The organism is Tenacibaculum sp. TB-53 (genome assembly GCF_059716285.2).
Window position 1 is genome coordinate 2,880,970 of the sequence record NZ_CM202790.1, and the last position, 17,416, is coordinate 2,898,385.

The window sequence follows — 17,416 nt, forward strand, 5'->3', positions numbered from 1 at the left end:
ATTTATTGCAAAAGCTAAAATTATTTAGCTTCAGCATATCTTCTTTCTACCTCGTTCCAGTTGATTACTTTAAAGAAAGCTTCAATGTAATCAGGACGACGGTTTTGGTAGTTTAAGTAATAAGCGTGTTCCCAAACGTCTAATCCTAAGATAGGAGTTCCACCACAAGTAACACCAGGCATTAATGGGTTGTCTTGGTTAGGAGTAGAGCAAACTTCTACTTTTCCTCCTTTGTGTACACATAACCAAGCCCATCCTGAACCAAATTGTGTAGCAGCTGCTTTAGAAAAAGCATCGATAAACGCTTCTTTTGAACCAAATTCAGCTTCGATAGCATCTTTTAATTCTCCAGATAAATAACCTCTATCTTCTGGGTTCATTACTGTCCAGAATAAAGAGTGATTGTAAAAACCACCACCATTGTTACGAACACCAGCGTTGTTCATGTCTAAGTTAGTTAAAATATCTTCGATAGATTTTCCTTCTAAATCAGTACCTTCAATAGCAGCATTTAATTTAGTAGTATATCCGTTGTGGTGCTTGCTATGGTGAATTTCCATAGTTCTAGCATCTATATGTGGTTCTAAAGCGTCGTAAGCGTATCCTAATTCTGGTAAGTTAAAAGCCATAATTATTTGTTTTTTAATAGATTAATTTTTTCGTTTTTCCGAATGTAAATTTAACCCAAAAAAATAAGGCAAACAACTGTTTGCCTTATGGATAATTTATTTGAGTATAAATAATAACTATTATTTAGTATATTGGTTTATCATCAGATGAAAATTTAGTCATAAACTCTTCCGCTTTTTCAACCATTTGTATACTTCCACAATAAAAAGGTACACGTTGGTGTAGTTCGGTTGGTTTAATATCTAAAATACGAGTAAACCCATCAGAAGCTTTACCACCTGCTTGCTCACAAATAAACGCCATAGGATTACATTCGTATAATAAACGTAACTTTCCTTTTGGTGTTATAGCAGTAGCAGGATAAATATATACACCACCTTTTATCATATTTCTATGAAAATCTGAAACTAACGAGCCAATATAACGTGCTGTATACGGACGGTTATCTGCTTCGTTTAATTCTTTACAGTGAATTAAGAAACGTTTCATTCCTTCTTGGAAATGTGTGAAATACCCTTCACTTACTGAGTAAATTCTACCAATTTCAGGATAACTCATGTTTGGGTGCGATAAGTAAAAAGTACCAATAGCAGGATTTAACGTAAATCCATTCACTCCATTACCAGTAGTAAAAACTAACATAGTTGAGGTACCATAAGCTACATAACCTGCAGCTACTTGCTCGCTACCTTTTTGTAAAAAGTCTTCTTTAGTTACAGGGGTTCCAACAGGAGAAATTCTTCTGTAAATAGAAAAAATAGTTCCTACAGAAACATTTACATCAATGTTAGATGACCCATCTAAAGGATCCATTAACAACACATATTTATTTTCGTTGGCTTTGTTTTGACCTTCAACTACAACAAAGTCGTCTTCTTCTTCACTAGCAATACCACAAACAATTTCACGATTAATCAATGTTTGTTTAAATAAATCGTTGGCTAAAACATCTAATTTTTGTTGCGCTTCACCTTGTACATTGATATCACCAGCAGCTCCAGTAATATCAACCAATCCTGCTTTTCTAATTTCGTGGTTTACTACTTTAGCAGCTAAACGGATAGAATTTATTAAACGAGATAATTCACCAGAAGAATATTTAAAGTCTTTTTGTTTGCTGATGATAAACTCACCCAGCGTCATATGCTTGTTACTCATGTCAAATTTTTGTGTTGTGTGTACAAAGATGCCAACTTTTATTTAGTATTTTAAAATTTTCAACAAAAAAATATGATGTGTTTTAATTTTTCATTTGTTTTATCAGAAAGTTTTAAGAGAAGTATCTTTACCAAAAAAAGTAAGAAATGAGTTTTATTATCAGATCAGGAGAGCAAAAAGATGCTCAAGCTATATTAGATTTAATCGTCGAATTAGCTGTTTTTGAGAAGGAACCCAACGCGGTTAAAATTACGGTAGAAGACATTGTTAAAGATGGTTTTTCTGAAAAACCGAAGTTTAAAACCTTTGTAGCTGAAGAAGATAATAAGATTATAGGTATGGCGTTGTTTTATGAACGCTATTCTACATGGAAAGGAAAAGCAATTCACTTAGAAGATCTAATGGTAACGCAATCTAAAAGAGGTATTGGAGCCGGAAAAGCATTGTATAGTGCTGTTATGAATTATGCACATAAAAACAATTGCAAAAGAGTGGCGTGGGAAGTATTAGATTGGAATACAGGGGCTGTTGATTTTTATAAAAGTACAGGAGCAACGGTATATGATGAGTGGAGAGTATGTCATATGAATGAACAAAGCTTAGAACAATTTTGTAATGAGAATATTTAAGTTTGGAGGAGCATCAGTAAAAGATGCGAATGGAGTAAAAAATGTTGCAAAAGTATTGCAACATGAAGGTACAGAAAATACGTTGGTTGTAATTTCTGCCATGGGAAAAATGACCAACGCTTTTGAGCAGGTGGTTAATGATTATTTCTATAAAAAAGAAAGTCTTAAAGATTCTTTGAGCTTTGTAGAAGACTTCCATCAAAATATGTTGAACAATTTGTTCAGCACAAACCATGAAGTATATAATAAAGTAAATCATTTATTTGGTGAATTGAGTGGTTTCATGGCTCGAAACACTTCTAAAGATTATAATTATGTGTATGATCAAATGGTTGGTTTTGGAGAGTTTTTATCTACTACTATTGTAAGTGCTTATTTGTCTGAAATAGGAGTAGAGAACCTATGGTTAGATGTAAGAGAGTACATAAAAACCGATGGTACTTATCGTGATGCTAAAATTAATTGGGAGCAGACACAACAACAAATTCAAGAAAAAGTAGATGTATCTAAATTAAATATTACACAAGGATTTTTAGGAGGGTTTGGTACAGAAACAACAACGTTAGGAAGAGAAGGTTCCGATTATACCGCAGGTATTTTTGCGTATTGTTTGGATGCTGATAGTGTTACTATTTGGAAAGATGTTCAAGGAGTATTAAATGCTGATCCTAGAGTGTTTTCAGAAACAGCTTTATTACAAGAAATTTCGTATACAGAAGCTATTGAAATGGCATTTTACGGAGCCTCAGTAATTCACCCAAAAACAATTCAACCTTTAGAACAAAAGAACATCCCATTATATGTGCGTTCGTTTGAAGATGTTACAAAATTAGGAACATGTGTTGGGAGAGGGAAAAAAATAACACCAGAAGTTCCTTGTTTTATCGTAAAGAAAAATCAAATTTTAGTAGCAATTTCAGCAAAAGATTTCTCTTTTATGGTAGAAGATAATATTAGTGATGTCTTTAAAAAGCTACACGACTATAATTTAAAAGTAAACCTAATTCAGAATTCAGCGATTAGTTTTTCTGTTTGTATAGAAGATAAGTACAATAATTTTGAGAATTTTTACAATGATTTAAAAGGCGCTTACAAAATTAGAGCTTATAAGGATACTACTTTATACACAATTCGTCACTTTAATGATGAAGCGATAAAAACAATAAGAAAGCGAGGAAAATCAATCATTCGTCAAATAAATACTGAAACTGCACAGTTAGTGATTCAAGAAAACATGTAAAGCTTGCAAAAAATCGATTATATTTGCAGTTATGTCAATTGATAACTATGTATGGGATTAGTAACACCTAAAGAAGTTGCAAAAGCAATAGGAGCCGACAAGTTCGGCGTTTTCGGAACGTTTTCAGGTTGGTTGCTGATGAAAGTTTTGCGAATTTCTACCGCCAATGAAATTTATAACAAGCACAAGCACAAAAAAGATTTACCTTTTTTAAATGGTTTGCTTGATGAGTTTCAAATAGAGTTTGAAATTCCTGAAGAAGATTTAAAACGTATTCCTAAGGAAGGACCTTTTATAACAATTTCTAACCATCCGCTTGGAGGGATAGATGGTATTTTATTATTAAAACTCTTATTAGAGCATAGAACTGATTACAAGATTATAGCAAATTTTTTACTGCATAGAATAGAGCCTTTAAAGCCTTATGTAATGCCAGTAAATCCTTTTGAGAATCATAAGGATGCTAAATCGAGTGTAGCAGGAATTAAAAATGCCTTATTACATTTAAGAGAAGGAAAGCCGTTAGGACTTTTTCCTGCAGGTGAAGTATCTACGTATCGTGATGGAAAGCTAATGGTTGATAAAGAATGGGAGCAAGGAGCTGTACGCTTGATAAAAAAAGCGAAAGTACCTGTTATTCCTATTTACTTTCACGCTAAAAATAGTCAGCTGTTTTACACATTGTCTAAGATTAGTGATACGCTAAGAACAGCAAAGCTTCCGTCAGAATTATTATCTCAGAAAAATAGAGTTATCAAAGTAAGAATTGGTAAACCAATTTCAGTAAAAGACCAAGATTCATTTACTGAAATACCTGATTTTTACCAGTTTTTACGTAGAAAAACGTATATGTTGGCGAATCCGTATGAGAAAGCATCTCCGAAAATATTGTCAACACACAATTTAAAAATTCCGAAGAAAGCCAAAAAAATCACTTCTCAAAAATCACCAGAGTTATTTGTAAAAGAAGTTGACGCTTTACGAGAAAAGGGAAGTAGATTATTACAGAGTAAGAACTACGAGGTGTTTTTTGCTAGTGCAAAAGAAATACCAAATATTTTACATGAAATAGGTCGTTTACGTGAAATTACCTTTAGAGAAGTAGGAGAAGGAACAAATAAACCTATAGATTTAGATAGGTTTGATAAATATTACCACCACTTATTTTTATGGGATGACCAACAAAACAGATTGGTAGGAGCCTATAGAATGGGCTTAGGAAAAGATATTTTTAAGAAACACGGAATAAATGGTTTTTATATTCAAACATTATTTAGAATAGAGCCAGAATTATACCCTATGATGGAAAAAACCATTGAAATGGGACGTGCCTTTATTATTAAAGAATATCAACAAAAACCAATGCCATTATTTTTATTGTGGAAAGGGATTGTACATGTTACATTACGTTACCCAGAACATAAATATTTAATGGGAGGAGTAAGCATAAGTAATCAGTTTTCTGAATTCTCAAAATCGTTAATGATTGAGTTTATGAAATCTCATTATTACGATCCGTATGTGGCACAATACATTCGTCCGAAGAAAGAATTTAAAGTAAAATTAAAAGATGCTGATAAAGACTTTGTGTTTGATGCTACTGAGGCAGACATGCAAAAGTTTGATAAAATTATTGACGAGCTTGAGCCAGGAGAATTACGTATTCCGGTATTAATTAAGAAGTATGTGAAGCAAAATGCTCGTTTAGTTGCATTTAATGTAGATCCGAAGTTTAATAACGCAATTGATGGGTTAATGTATATTAAGGTAGCAGATATACCAGAAAGCACCGTAAAACCTGTTATGGAAGAATTTCAAGAAGAATTAGAACGTCGCGCAGCAGAGAATTTAAATAAGTAGAAGCCAAGTTAAAAATAGCATAAACTAAAAAAGCATCGTACTGAGTAGTACGATGCTTTTTTAGTTTGTATTGCTTATAGGTTATTTGAATAACCTAAATATATCGTTTCCGTTGGCAAATAATAATAAGGCAATTAATAAGATAAATCCTGTAATTTGAGCATATTCTAAGAACTTATCACCTGGTTTTTTACCAGTAATCATTTCCCATAAGGTAAATACCACGTGACCACCGTCTAAGGCAGGAATTGGTAATAAGTTCATAAATCCTAACATGATAGATAAGAATGCGGTGATACTCCAAAATGTTTGCCAGCTAAACTCTGAAGGGAATATACTTCCAATAGAAATAAATCCACCTAAACCTTTGTAAGCACCTGTACTAGGATTTAAAATCTTTTTCATTTGCTTAATATAGTTGGTTAAGGTTGTCCAAGCTTTATTTGTACCAGCTGGAATAGCCTCTCCAAAAGAATAGGTTCTTTCAGCTAAATTGTAATACCCTAGTTTTTCTAAATCTGTTAAAGGTAAGCTTGTAGCATAAATTCCTAGTTTTCCTTCGTCAGAAACTTTAGCAGGAATAGTAATGTTTTGGCTATTTCGTTTAACAGTAACATTTATTTCCTGTCCTTTTTTACTTTCTAAAATTACTTGAACTTGATCAAAATAAGGAGTAGAAACGCCATCAATAGCGGTTATAATATCTTTCTTTTGTAACTCACTTTTACTATTTGGAGAGTCTTCAGGAACTTGTCCAATTACAAAAGGTTGCCTGTACATTATAAAAGCTCCAGCATCTTTGCCTCTATCAACTAATTTCGAGATAAAATCTGTAGGAATTTCTTTTTCAAGAACAGTTCCGTTTCTTTCTATTGTGTAATTAGTACCATTGATGAACTCTAAAGGAAGCTCTCCGAACTTCTCAATTTTTTGTCCGTCAATAGTTAAGATTTTATCTCCAGTTTCTAAACCTAAATCTTTTCCTAATTGATCTTGAACCCAAACACCATCTTTTAAACTTTCATTAGGTAAGTATTTCTCACCATAAGCCCACATTAAACATATATAAATTAAAATACCTAGTATAAAGTTTACAATAACACCACCTAACATAATAATTAAACGTTGCCATGCAGGTTTAGAACGAAATTCCCAAGGTTGCGCAGGTTTTTGCATTTGTTCAGTATCCAAGCTCTCATCAATCATTCCCGCAATCTTCACATAACCTCCTAACGGAATCCAACCAATACCATAAACAGTTTCTCCTACTTTCTTTTTAAATAAAGAGAATTTATAATCGAAAAACAGATAGAATTTTTCTACTCGGGTTTTGAATAATTTGGCAGGAATAAAGTGTCCTAATTCGTGCAAAACGATTAAGAGCGATAAGCTTAAAATAAACTGTGATGCTTTTATTAAAATCTCCATAAATGGTGTTCGTCTAAATTTAAAATCTGACAAATGTACGTTTTTAACAACAGTTGTAAAAGTTTGCACGTAAGTTAGCCTTTGGTTTTAACAAAGTTTTTAGGATAGTGGTTTATAAACGCTGTTTTTAGTCGTATTTTTGTAGAAAATTTTAGTACTGTGGATATTAAATTCTTTAAAAAATCAAAAAGCACCTTAATTTTTATTTTAGTTTTTTGTGCTATTGGAGTTCCTGTTTTTTATCATTTGGTAAAAGTTGATAACAAACTGCCTATTTATAACCCTGCTGATATTAACCCTAAATTGGTGGATAGTTCTGTAAGAAACAGAACAAAAAACCATAGAGTAGGTGAGTTTTCCTTAATTAACCAGAATGGAGATACGATTACGAATGCTGATTATAAAGGAAAGATTTATATAGCCGATTTCTTTTTTACCCGTTGTCAAACTATTTGTATTGCGATGGCGTATAATATGAGTGAGTTGCAAGAGCATTATAAAAATGATGACGACATCATGTTTTTATCACACTCCGTGACTCCAGTAATGGATAGCGTTCCACAATTACGAAAGTACGCTACTGAAAAAGGGGTGATTGATGGAAAATGGAATGTAACTACAGGAAAGAAGAAACATATTTACAACTTAGCACGTAAACACTATTTTGCTGTATTGGATGAAGGTGATGGCGGAGAAAGTGATTGGGTTCACACAGAGAATTTTGTGTTAATTGATAAAGAAGGACGCATAAGAGGTTCGTATGATGGAACTAAAAAAGAAAATATGCAGAAAATTATTGATGATATTACACTGCTTAAAGAAGAGTATAAAAAGTAATTTGCAGAGGAGGTTTCTACAAAAGACACATATGAGTTGAAAAAAAGACCTTGATGTTTTTACAAAAACATCAAGGTCTTTTGGTTAAAACGTCTTGATGAGTTTTACTTCCTATTTCCATCCCCATCAAAGTTCTTATTTATTTCTTGTTCGGTTTTAACAACCGATACGGCTAATGATAATAACATAATTGCCATAGGTTGCCATGTTAATTCTTTTGATATAAAGGCTAAAACCAAAGCAGCAACTAACGAAATTGCTGAATACTTCATAAACTCTTTGGTGAAAAAAGTATTGGCAAATTGCCAAATAGTATCATTTTTCATAGTTTTATTAGTACGATACCCATAAATAGCATTGATTTTTTTAGGTGGAAAAAAATGAAAAACAATACTGAATAAAAAAAGCAATCCGTTTATAGAAAGCACATAATAAAATGGATTCATGGTTTAATTTTTAATAGAATTTATAATTCCTTTTAACAAGGTATTTACGTCTGCGTTTTTGGTAAGTCCTGTACGAACTACAACCAAATCTTGACTAGGCAAAATAAATACATTTTGACCTTTATATCCGTTAAAAGAAAACATATTTTTTGGAGCATCAGGATAACGCCCACCAGCATTTAACCAAATTTGTGCCCCATACCAACCATCAGAAGTTGGAGTAGGCGTTGTAGCGTAGTTTACCCAGTCTTTATCAAACAAATGTTCTCCGTTCCACTCTCCGTTATGTAAGTATAACAAACCAAGTTTAGCCCAATCTCTTGCCGTTGCCCAGGCGTATGAAGAGCCTACAAAGTGGTTACTCATATCCGTTTCAACAATCATTGAGTTCATTCCTATTTTATCAATCAAACCACTATACCAAAAATCAAGATACTCTTGGTGTGTGTTGAATTTTGTTCGTAAAATACCCGATAATAAATTAGAAGTTCCAGAAGAGTAATTCCAAGTTTCGTTTGGCTTTCCTACCAATGGTTTGTTTACTTGAACTTTGGTCATGTCTTTTTCTAAAAACAACATTTTAGTAACATCAGAAATGGTATTATAATCTTCTTCCCATTCCAAACCGGAATTCATTTGTAATAAATTATGAATTGTAATGTTTTTACGGTCGTCATTTTTCCATTCAGAAAATAAGTTGTCTTCTTGAACATCAACTTTCCCTTGACATTTTAAAATCCCGAACAACGTTCCTGTAATACTTTTGGTCATTGACCAACCTAACTGTTTTGATTCTTTGGTAAAACCAGTATCATATTTTTCAAAAATAATCTTGTCTTTATATACCACTACTACCGAGCGTGTTTGATTTCTATCATTAAAAATAGTATCAATAGTTTCGTTTAGTTTTGTATAATCAATGTTAGCGAAAATAGTGTCTTTATGATCTGCATTTCCATAAGGAAAAGGAGTGATATTGTCAGGTTTTGAACGTTTTGGAGTAAGTTGAGGTTTGGTAATATCAAAATCATTAGTAACCAAAACAGCACCAAGTCCTTCTCTGTATACAGCTTTTCTTTTTAGCAATCCGTACACTGAACCTGTAGCTGATTTTTCTTCTGTATTAATTTTATCAGAAGTAATATTTATGGGAGAAAAATTGTTGTCATTTGTATCTGTAAAAGCTAAACTTCTTCCTGCCAAAAATACTGATGAAGCGGTATTTTTAGCGGAGTATCCTGCCAAAATATTTAACTTCGGATAGTTGTAAAAAACAGCAATTGTTAAAGCAATTAAAACGAGTAAAAGAATTCTTTTTAAATTTTTCATGGAATGGGTTTCTAGCAAATGTAAGAATTTAATTGTTTGATGTTTGTATTTAAAACGCAAGCCCTACCTTTGTACTAAATTTGATATTTTATATGTTTAGTATAGATAAAATTCGCGCTGATTTTCCTATTTTACAAAGAGAAGTACATGGAAAGAAATTAGTGTATTTAGATAACGGAGCAACTTCACAAACACCACAGGTAGTAATTGACACTATTGTAGATTATTACTCTAATTACAATGCAAATATTCATAGAGGTGTACATACATTAAGTCAGGAAGCTACTGATAAGTATGAGGAAGCAAGGATTAAGATTCAAAAACATTTCAATGCGAAGCATTCGTATGAAATTATTTTAACTTCAGGAACAACACATGGAGTTAATATTGTAGCATCTGGTTTCGCATCTATTTTACAAGAAGGAGATGAAATAATTGTTTCAGCTTTAGAGCATCATTCTAACATTGTGCCTTGGCAAATGTTATGTGAAAAAACAGGAGCTATTTTAAAAGTAATTCCGATGGATGAAGATGGTTCTTTACGCATGGACCTATACCATGAATTATTGAACCCAAAAACAAAATTAGTTTTTTGTAACCACGTGTCGAATGCGTTGGGAACAATTAACCCAATAAAAGAAATTATTCATGCAGCACATAAGTTTGGAGCTTATGTATTGATTGATGGAGCACAAGCAGTACCGCATATAAAACCAGATGTACAAGCATTAGATGCTGATTTTTATGTGGCTTCAGCTCATAAAATGTGCGGACCAACAGGTGTTGGAATGTTGTATGGGAAAGAAGAGCTATTGCAGTTATTACCACCATACCAAGGAGGAGGAGAGATGATTGAAACCGTAACTTTTGAAAAAACAACCTATGCAGGGTTACCTCATAAGTTTGAAGCAGGAACACCTAATATTTGCGGAGGAATTGCTTTTGGAGTCGCTGTAGATTATATGAATTCAGTTGGTTTTGACAACATAGAAAAGCAAGAAAACGAATTGTTATCGTACGCAACGCAAGAATTAGAAAAAATAGATGGATTAAAAATCTATGGAACAACTAACAAAACATCTGTTATCTCTTTTAATTTAGAAGGAATACACCCGTATGATGTTGGAGCTATTTTAGATAAGTTAGGTGTTGCTGTTCGTACAGGTCACCATTGTGCACAACCTATTATGGATTTTTATTGTATTCCAGGAACAGTGAGAGCTTCTTTTTCTTTTTATAATACCAAAGAAGAAGTTGATGTATTGGTAAACGCAGTTAAGAAAGCGCAAATGATGTTAAGTTAGAAGAATTTAGCATAAGAATATAAAAAAGCCTCCATTTGGAGGCTTTTTTAGTTTATAATAGTTTTTTTACTAATCTCTTGACATAAATATTTGTAATACATACCAGAATAATAGCATTAAAGAAGCAAATAAGCCTAATGCTGCAGGAATGTAATCATCCGTAGAAAACTTGTGAACTAAGTTAGATGTTTGGTATAAAATAGAACCAGCTGCTAACACACACATTCCAACAGAAAACCACAAACCTAAATTAAATCCGAATAAAGCACCAGCGATAATTAATCCGATAGCGATAAAGAAACCAACAGATAATCCAGCTCTAATAAAAGAAAAATCCTTTTTAGTAATAAAAACGATTGATGAAATTCCAACAAACAATGCTAACGTAACAATTCCTGCTTGTTTTATAACATCAAAATTATTGGTATAAGAAATAGCAATGTAAATTAAAGGGATAAAAATAAATGCTTCAGCAAAGATATACCCTGAATATGCTAAGTATTGTAAGTTTTTGTCAGAAGTTTTTAAGGCAGTACTTTCTGCATAGTTTGTAATTAACATAAAACCACCCAGTAACAATAACCATTTATAACCTTGGGTCATTGATAAGGCAAATTCTACAATCGTAGCACTTTGTAAAAATAAATATTCAAACAAAACAAACAATAATACGCCACCAGCAACGTGCGCATAGGTTTTTTTGTAAAAAGCAATTCTGTCAGTTTCTGATACTTGTGCAACAAGCACTTTTGGTTCAAATGAGTTTTCCATAATTAATTTTTTAAATACGATGTAAAGATATGTTTTTTAGGTGATTTTAAATTTATCTTTCCATGTTGTAGAAAATACAATTTGAGTGTGTTAAAAATGTCGTATTTAAAATTTTTATTGTTTAAAATTGACGTTTTTTTATTGTTTTTGTTAAATTTTAACATTCTTAGATTGTTAGGATAAGGGTGTTCCCAAGTGATAAAACCTAATAAATTAACTTTTTTTTAACTTTTATTTAGCGTTTAAAAAAAATCATATATTGCATATCGTTAAAAAACCCTTCAAATAACTATCAAATTTACAGGTATTTAACAAATTAATTGATGATACCTTTTTTTTGAGTTTTTTAACAAGTTTATTGCCTTATGGGCAGTTTTATCAATAACTAATTTTTTAATTATTCACAACATGAAAAGAATTTTTTTAACACTAGCTGTAGCAGCCTCATTTTTAGTAGGATGTCAGGAAAACTCTAAAGACGAAGCTTTAGACCCTCAAGAATCAATTGATATGAGTGACTTTTATGTAGAAACAGAAGAAGTTTCTCATAGAGGAGGGTCAGAACAATGCCACTCAATGAGAGTTTTAAACAGGCAGGTAAAAGAAAACCCAGGGTTATACAAAAAAATGTATGATATTGAGTATGCTACAAGAAAAATAACAACAAAGAAAGGTAAACCAGGGGGAGGAAGTACTGGAGGAGATGTAGATGTAGCTCCAATAGAAGATGGTTTAGGAACTATTAATATTCCTGTATATGTACATATTGTTTTACCAAACTCTAATAGTGTTACAAATTCTCAAATTCAAGCACAAATGAATGTATTGAATGACGACTTTAGTAATCCAAATACAAATCAACTTCCTTCAGGGGCTTCGGATTTTATCAACGATGCAACTGATACAGGAATCCAGTTTACATTAGCAGGCACTTTTAGGCATGATGACTCTAGGTCATCTTGGGGAACTAACGATGCTGTTAAGGCTGCTTATCCTCCAATTACACCAGAAACACACTTAAATGTTTGGGTATGTGAAATAGGAGGAGGTATCTTAGGATATGCTCAATTTCCAGGAGGTTCTTTATCTACAGATGGTGTAGTGTTATTAGCAGGAACTTTACCAGGAGGGTCTTCTGCTCCATATAATATGGGTAGAACTGCAACCCATGAGGTTGGTCATTACTTAAATTTACGTCACATTTGGGGAGACGGAAGATGTCGTCAAGACGATTTCGTAGCTGATACTCCATCTTCTGATGCCTCAAACTACGGATGTCCAACGTATCCAGATGTTAGCTGTAAATCTGCTGATATGACAATGAACTATATGGATTATACAAACGATGCTTGTATGTATATGTTTACTGATGGTCAGCGTAACAGAATGAGAGCTTTATTTGCTTCAGGAGGAGCGAGGTCTTCTATGATATAAGTTTAATAAGTCTTTTTTTAAGACGTTCTCAATAATTATTTTAAAACCAAGAGATGTACATCTCTTGGTTTTTTTTACTTTTATGCGGATAAATAATAACTTTTTATTTTGAAAAACATTAAATTCCCAACTCCGCATACTATCTTATTATTAATTGCTGGGTTGGTAGCTATTTTAACATGGTTTGTACCAGCAGGTAAGTTTGACACGTTACAGTATCAGAAAAACAATAATTCATTTACGTATTTACACTTAGAGGAAGAGAAAACAATACAGGCAAGTCAAGAAACATTAGAAAGCTTAGGAATTAAAATTCCATTAGAAAAGTTTATCAACGGTGATATCGCAAAACCAATCAGTGTACCAGGAACGTATACTCAGCTAGCCCCAAAACCACAGGGTTTTTTAGACTTTTTTAAATCGCCAATAAAAGGAATCATTCAATCGTCAGATATTATTTTATTTGTCCTGATTTTAGGAGGAATTATAGGAATAATGAATTTCACAGGTGCTTTTGATGCTGGAATAGCTTGGTTAGCAAAAACATTGAAAGGAAAAGAGTACTGGCTTATATTTGTGGTAACAACCTTAATAGCTGTAGGAGGTACAACTTTTGGGTTGGCAGAAGAAACCATTGCCTTTTATCCAATACTAATTCCCATATTTTTAGCAGCAAAATACGATGCTATAGTAGCTTTAGCTTGTGTGTATATTGGGTCGTCTATAGGTACAATGTGTTCAACGGTAAACCCGTTTAGTGTTATTATTGCTTCAGATGCAGCAGGAATTAATTGGACTACTGGCTTTACAGGGAGGTTGTTAATGCTAATTGGAGGAATTATCATTTGTGTAATTTATATTTTACGTTATGCAAACAAAGTTCAAAAAGATCCAACAAAATCCATTATTTACGATCAAAAAGAAATGATTGAAAGTCTTTTTGGCAGCTCAACATCAAGTACACATAGCTTAACAGGTAGACTACGAATTATATTAACCATTTTTACCATGTGTTTTGTAATTATGATTTATGGAGTATCTCGTTTAGGATGGTGGTTTGAAGAAATGACCGTGGTGTTTTTAATAGGTGCTATTTTAATAGGTTTTCTAGCTAAGATGAAAGAAGAAAACTTTGTAAACACGTTTATTAAAGGAGCTGGAGATTTATTAGGAGTTGCTTTTATTATCGGTATTGCACGAGGAGTTTCCGTATTAATGGAACAAGGTTTAATAAGCGACACTATTTTACAACACGCAAGCGAGTTTACTACAGGAATGTCTAAAGGAATTTTTACCAATGTAATGTTATTCATTTATTCAGGACTATCATTTTTTATTCCAAGTTCATCAGGAATGGCAGTATTAACGATGCCCATCATGTCTCCGTTGGCAGATACAGTTGGTGTTGGTAGAGAAGTTATTGTAAATACCTATCAATATGGTATGGGGTTGTTTGCTTTTATCAACCCAACAGGCTTAATTTTGGCATCTTTAGCCATTGTGAAAGTAGGATATGATAAATGGTTAAAGTTTGTAATTCCGTTAGTAATTATCTTAACAATTTTTACAATGCTAGTTTTAACCGCCCAAGTATACTTGTAAATAATGAAACAAATTTATGCGCTGTTTTTCTTGATATTTTTCTTCGGATGCAAGCCAGAAACTAAACTGACCAATATGAAAGAGAAAGTTGTAATCGCTCATCGAGGAGCCTCAGGATACTTACCAGAACACACGATGGAAGCCAAAGCCATGGCATACGCAATGAATCCTGATTATATAGAACAAGATTTAGTATTGAGTAAAGATAACATTCCAATTGTTATTCATGATATTTATTTGGATGATGTTACAGATGTTGCTGAAAAATATCCAGAAAAAAAACGAGAAGATGAACGTTTTTATGTAATTGATTTTACGTTTGGAGAATTACAAAAACTAAATGTAACAGAACGTTTTAATCCGAAAACAGGAGAACAAGTGTACCCGAATCGATTTCCGAAGGGGAGAGGCAACTTTAAATTACACTCTTTACAAGAGGAAATAGAGCTAATTCAAGGACTAAATGCTTCCACAGGAAAAAATATCGGAATTTATCCAGAAATTAAAAACCCAGCATTTCATCATAAAAATGGAAAAGATATTGCTAAAATTTCGTTGGATATCCTTTCAAGCTATGGCTACAAAACAACGAACGATAAATGTATGTTTCAATGTTTTGATGCGAAAGAATTGGAAAGAGTTCGAAAAGAATTGAAGTCCGAATTATTCTTAGTACAATTAATTGAGTTCCCTGAAGAAACCAAAGAATTAGCACATTTCGCATCGTATGCAGACGGGTTGGGACCTTGGTACAAGCAAATTTTAGATAAAAAAGTAGGAGAGAAGTGGCAGTTTACAACACTAGTTAAAGATGCTCACAAATTAGGACTACAAGTACATCCATATACTTTTAGAGCAGATCAATTGGGTGAGTTTTCTTCTTTTGAAGAAATGATGCAAGTACTGTTTTTTGAAGCAAATGTTGATGGCGGTTTTGCCGATTTTCCAGATAAAATGGTTCAGTTTTTAGCTACACAGTAACCTCTAACAATTTTTTTCTATATACTGAAAGTAGTTTTGATTTAGAAATAAAACCAATGTACACTCTGTTTTTTACCACGGGTAAATTCCATGCGCCACTTTCTTTAAATTTTTGCATGACTTTTTCAGTGGTGTCATTATAAAAAATAATTGCTGGAGCAATTTTCATAATATCTCTTACCTTTGTAGTTTCATATAATTCTTGATTAAACATCATAGGGCGGATATCATCTAATAAAACAATTCCCATAAACTTATCTTCATTATCAACCACAGGAAAAATATTACGTTTTGATTTGGCAACTGCTTTTTTTAGCATATCTCCAAGACTCATTTCAGGATGAATTTTCACAAAGTTTTTTTCAATAATTTGACTCGTTTTCATCATCATCATCACATTTTTATCTTTGTTATGCGTAATTAACTCGCCACGTTCTGCTAGTTCAATTGTGTAAATAGAATTTGATACAAAATACTTGGTAATAGCATAGGAAACAGCAGAAACAAGCATTAATGGAACAAATAAATCATAACCTCCAGTTATTTCAGCAATTAAGAAAATAGCCGTTAAAGGTGCGTGTAAAACACCAGCCATTAAGCCCGTCATACCAATCAATGTGAAGTTAGTTTCTGAGACATCAAACCCGAATTGATTGATAATTTTAGCAGTAACATTTCCCAAAGCACTTCCCATAACAAGTGTAGGAATAAAAATACCACCAACTCCGCCAGCAGCAAAAGTAGTAGTCATGGCAATTACTTTAAAAACACCAATAATTAACAGAAAAATAATAACCATCCAAACATTATTAAAATCAATGTTGTAATGAATATTCTTAAGAGCGGCACTGGCATTTTCAGACAATAAATTGTTGATAATTCCATAACCTTCACCAAATAAAGGAGGAATTAAAAACAGCATTATACCAATGGCAATTCCACCAAATACTAATCGTTTAAAAGGAGTGTATTTTTTGAAAAAATTAATAATTCTAAAATAGATTTTAGAAAAATATACAGAAGAAAACCCTGTAAAAATAGCCAAGGCTATGTAAAAGATAAGATCGTTAATTTCAAAAGCATCTTGTAGTTGTACACTAAATAATACATCTTTTCCTAAAAAGAAATAAGAAGTAATCACCGCTGAAACCGATGCTAATAATAAAGGAACTAAAGATGCAAAAGCAAGATCCAAACTAAAAATTTCCACTGCAAAAATGATAGCAGCAATAGGAGCTTTGAACATTGAAGACATCGCACCAGCGGTAGCACAACCAATTAGCAGCATACGAGTTCTCATATTCATATGAAAAAGCCTAGCAACACCAGAGCCTAAGGCAGCACCAGTACTTACAGCAGGGCCTTGTAGCCCTACAGAACCTCCAAAACCTACAGTTATAGGAGCGGTAATTAATGAAGCATAAATTTTATAACGTTCAATAATTCCATTCTTTTTAGAAATAGATTGTAAAGTAGTAGAAATACCATGATCAATATCTTTTCTAATTAGATATTTTTTAATGTAATACACTAAAAATAACCCGATGATAGGAAAAATAAAGTATAATGAATGATGATAATCTTTAATAAGTCCATCTTCTAAAATACGATGGAAGTAAAAAGTAAGGTTCTTAAGAATTAAGGTACCAATACCCGCTAAAAACCCTACTAAAATGCTTAAAACATATACAAACTGTCGTTCAGAGATATGTTTGTATCTCCAAATTAATATTTTTTTATAAGCTTCTTTAGATGTAGGCATTGTGT

General features: G+C 32.6%; 15 protein-coding genes. 8 read left to right on the forward strand and 7 right to left on the reverse strand.

Translation table 11 applies throughout. The features are described 5' to 3' along the window. Nucleotides 1-20: 20 nt before the first annotated feature. Nucleotides 21-629 carry a superoxide dismutase gene (locus tag AC3VJB_RS13205; RefSeq protein WP_159488917.1) on the reverse strand — a complete coding sequence of 203 codons (609 nt, stop codon included), beginning with the start codon at nucleotides 627-629 and terminating at the stop codon, nucleotides 21-23. A 124-nt stretch (nucleotides 630-753) separates the two neighbouring features. Continuing rightward, nucleotides 754-1,788 carry a class 1 fructose-bisphosphatase gene (gene fbp, locus AC3VJB_RS13210; RefSeq protein ID WP_159488919.1) on the reverse strand — a complete coding sequence of 345 codons (1,035 nt, stop codon included), beginning with the start codon at nucleotides 1,786-1,788 and terminating at the stop codon, nucleotides 754-756. A gap of 146 nt (nucleotides 1,789-1,934) precedes the next feature. Here fbp and AC3VJB_RS13215 point away from each other — a divergent pair, with 146 nt between their 5' ends. Genes AC3VJB_RS13215 through AC3VJB_RS13225 form a run of 3 tightly spaced genes read left to right on the forward strand, consistent with a single transcriptional unit; the run spans nucleotide 1,935 to nucleotide 5,517 of the window. Continuing rightward, nucleotides 1,935-2,417, forward strand: coding sequence for a GNAT family N-acetyltransferase (locus tag AC3VJB_RS13215; RefSeq protein ID WP_349265796.1), 483 nt, complete (start codon nucleotides 1,935-1,937; stop codon nucleotides 2,415-2,417). Next, complete coding sequence (locus AC3VJB_RS13220; protein ID WP_437823600.1) at nucleotides 2,404-3,657, forward strand: aspartate kinase; 1,254 nt, start codon at nucleotides 2,404-2,406, stop codon at nucleotides 3,655-3,657. The genes AC3VJB_RS13215 and AC3VJB_RS13220 overlap by 14 nt, the downstream gene beginning before the upstream one ends. 51 nt (nucleotides 3,658-3,708) lie before the next feature. Next, nucleotides 3,709-5,517, forward strand: a complete 1,809-nt coding sequence (locus AC3VJB_RS13225) for a lysophospholipid acyltransferase family protein (RefSeq protein WP_047788198.1) — start codon at nucleotides 3,709-3,711, stop codon at nucleotides 5,515-5,517. A gap of 81 nt (nucleotides 5,518-5,598) precedes the next feature. Here AC3VJB_RS13225 and rseP read toward each other — a convergent pair whose 3' ends face one another. Then, on the reverse strand, nucleotides 5,599-6,945 hold the full coding sequence (gene rseP / locus AC3VJB_RS13230; RefSeq protein ID WP_497667235.1) for an RIP metalloprotease RseP: 1,347 nt from the start codon (nucleotides 6,943-6,945) through the stop codon (nucleotides 5,599-5,601). Nucleotides 6,946-7,104: 159 nt separating this feature from the next. On the opposite strand from rseP, the gene AC3VJB_RS13235 reads away from it, so the two are divergent. Beyond that, a complete protein-coding gene (locus tag AC3VJB_RS13235) occupies nucleotides 7,105-7,782 on the forward strand; it encodes an SCO family protein (protein WP_073182457.1) in 678 nt (225 codons plus the stop codon). Between the two features lie 104 nt (nucleotides 7,783-7,886). On the opposite strand, the gene AC3VJB_RS13240 is transcribed toward AC3VJB_RS13235, so the two are convergent. Together AC3VJB_RS13240 and AC3VJB_RS13245 are read right to left on the reverse strand one after the other, a co-directional pair. Further along, nucleotides 7,887-8,228, reverse strand: a complete 342-nt coding sequence (locus AC3VJB_RS13240) for an SdpI family protein (RefSeq protein WP_167712522.1) — start codon at nucleotides 8,226-8,228, stop codon at nucleotides 7,887-7,889. Between the two features lie 3 nt (nucleotides 8,229-8,231). Next, nucleotides 8,232-9,557, reverse strand: a complete 1,326-nt coding sequence (locus AC3VJB_RS13245; protein WP_437823602.1) for a serine hydrolase domain-containing protein — start codon at nucleotides 9,555-9,557, stop codon at nucleotides 8,232-8,234. A 92-nt stretch (nucleotides 9,558-9,649) separates the two neighbouring features. Between AC3VJB_RS13245 and AC3VJB_RS13250 the strand changes: the two genes are divergently transcribed. Then, nucleotides 9,650-10,861, forward strand: coding sequence for an aminotransferase class V-fold PLP-dependent enzyme (locus tag AC3VJB_RS13250; protein WP_073182460.1), 1,212 nt, complete (start codon nucleotides 9,650-9,652; stop codon nucleotides 10,859-10,861). Between the two features lie 69 nt (nucleotides 10,862-10,930). On the opposite strand, the gene AC3VJB_RS13255 is transcribed toward AC3VJB_RS13250, so the two are convergent. After that, a complete protein-coding gene (locus AC3VJB_RS13255; protein ID WP_082118594.1) occupies nucleotides 10,931-11,632 on the reverse strand; it encodes a Bax inhibitor-1/YccA family protein in 702 nt (233 codons plus the stop codon). A gap of 408 nt (nucleotides 11,633-12,040) precedes the next feature. On the opposite strand from AC3VJB_RS13255, the gene AC3VJB_RS13260 reads away from it, so the two are divergent. From AC3VJB_RS13260 to glpQ, 3 genes are all read left to right on the forward strand, one after another. After that, a complete protein-coding gene (locus tag AC3VJB_RS13260; RefSeq protein WP_047788205.1) occupies nucleotides 12,041-13,066 on the forward strand; it encodes a zinc metalloprotease in 1,026 nt (341 codons plus the stop codon). A gap of 108 nt (nucleotides 13,067-13,174) precedes the next feature. Then, on the forward strand, nucleotides 13,175-14,668 hold the full coding sequence (locus AC3VJB_RS13265) for a YfcC family protein (RefSeq protein WP_167712519.1): 1,494 nt from the start codon (nucleotides 13,175-13,177) through the stop codon (nucleotides 14,666-14,668). 3 nt (nucleotides 14,669-14,671) lie between these two features. Further along, nucleotides 14,672-15,649 carry a glycerophosphodiester phosphodiesterase gene (glpQ, locus tag AC3VJB_RS13270; protein WP_520980976.1) on the forward strand — a complete coding sequence of 326 codons (978 nt, stop codon included), beginning with the start codon at nucleotides 14,672-14,674 and terminating at the stop codon, nucleotides 15,647-15,649. Here the strand turns inward: glpQ and AC3VJB_RS13275 are convergent. Continuing rightward, nucleotides 15,639-17,411 carry a chloride channel protein gene (locus tag AC3VJB_RS13275; RefSeq protein ID WP_073182464.1) on the reverse strand — a complete coding sequence of 591 codons (1,773 nt, stop codon included), beginning with the start codon at nucleotides 17,409-17,411 and terminating at the stop codon, nucleotides 15,639-15,641. The two genes, glpQ and AC3VJB_RS13275, sit on opposite strands and share 11 nt — an antisense overlap. Nucleotides 17,412-17,416 lie beyond the last annotated feature (5 nt).

Bases quoted from the DNA above. Each gene is read 5' to 3' on its own strand.
- AC3VJB_RS13205 (WP_159488917.1), bottom strand. From the start codon at position 629: ATGGCTTTTAACTTACCAGAATTAGGATACGCTTACGACGCTTTAGAA.
- fbp (WP_159488919.1), bottom strand. From the start codon at position 1,788: ATGAGTAACAAGCATATGACGCTGGGTGAGTTTATCATCAGCAAACAA.
- AC3VJB_RS13215 (WP_349265796.1), top strand. From the start codon at position 1,935: ATGAGTTTTATTATCAGATCAGGAGAGCAAAAAGATGCTCAAGCTATA.
- AC3VJB_RS13220 (WP_437823600.1), top strand. From the start codon at position 2,404: ATGAGAATATTTAAGTTTGGAGGAGCATCAGTAAAAGATGCGAATGGA.
- AC3VJB_RS13225 (WP_047788198.1), top strand. From the start codon at position 3,709: ATGGGATTAGTAACACCTAAAGAAGTTGCAAAAGCAATAGGAGCCGAC.
- rseP (WP_497667235.1), bottom strand. From the start codon at position 6,945: ATGGAGATTTTAATAAAAGCATCACAGTTTATTTTAAGCTTATCGCTC.
- AC3VJB_RS13240 (WP_167712522.1), bottom strand. From the start codon at position 8,228: ATGAATCCATTTTATTATGTGCTTTCTATAAACGGATTGCTTTTTTTA.
- AC3VJB_RS13245 (WP_437823602.1), bottom strand. From the start codon at position 9,557: ATGAAAAATTTAAAAAGAATTCTTTTACTCGTTTTAATTGCTTTAACA.
- AC3VJB_RS13250 (WP_073182460.1), top strand. From the start codon at position 9,650: ATGTTTAGTATAGATAAAATTCGCGCTGATTTTCCTATTTTACAAAGA.
- AC3VJB_RS13255 (WP_082118594.1), bottom strand. From the start codon at position 11,632: ATGGAAAACTCATTTGAACCAAAAGTGCTTGTTGCACAAGTATCAGAA.
- AC3VJB_RS13260 (WP_047788205.1), top strand. From the start codon at position 12,041: ATGAAAAGAATTTTTTTAACACTAGCTGTAGCAGCCTCATTTTTAGTA.
- glpQ (WP_520980976.1), top strand. From the start codon at position 14,672: ATGAAACAAATTTATGCGCTGTTTTTCTTGATATTTTTCTTCGGATGC.
- AC3VJB_RS13275 (WP_073182464.1), bottom strand. From the start codon at position 17,411: ATGCCTACATCTAAAGAAGCTTATAAAAAAATATTAATTTGGAGATAC.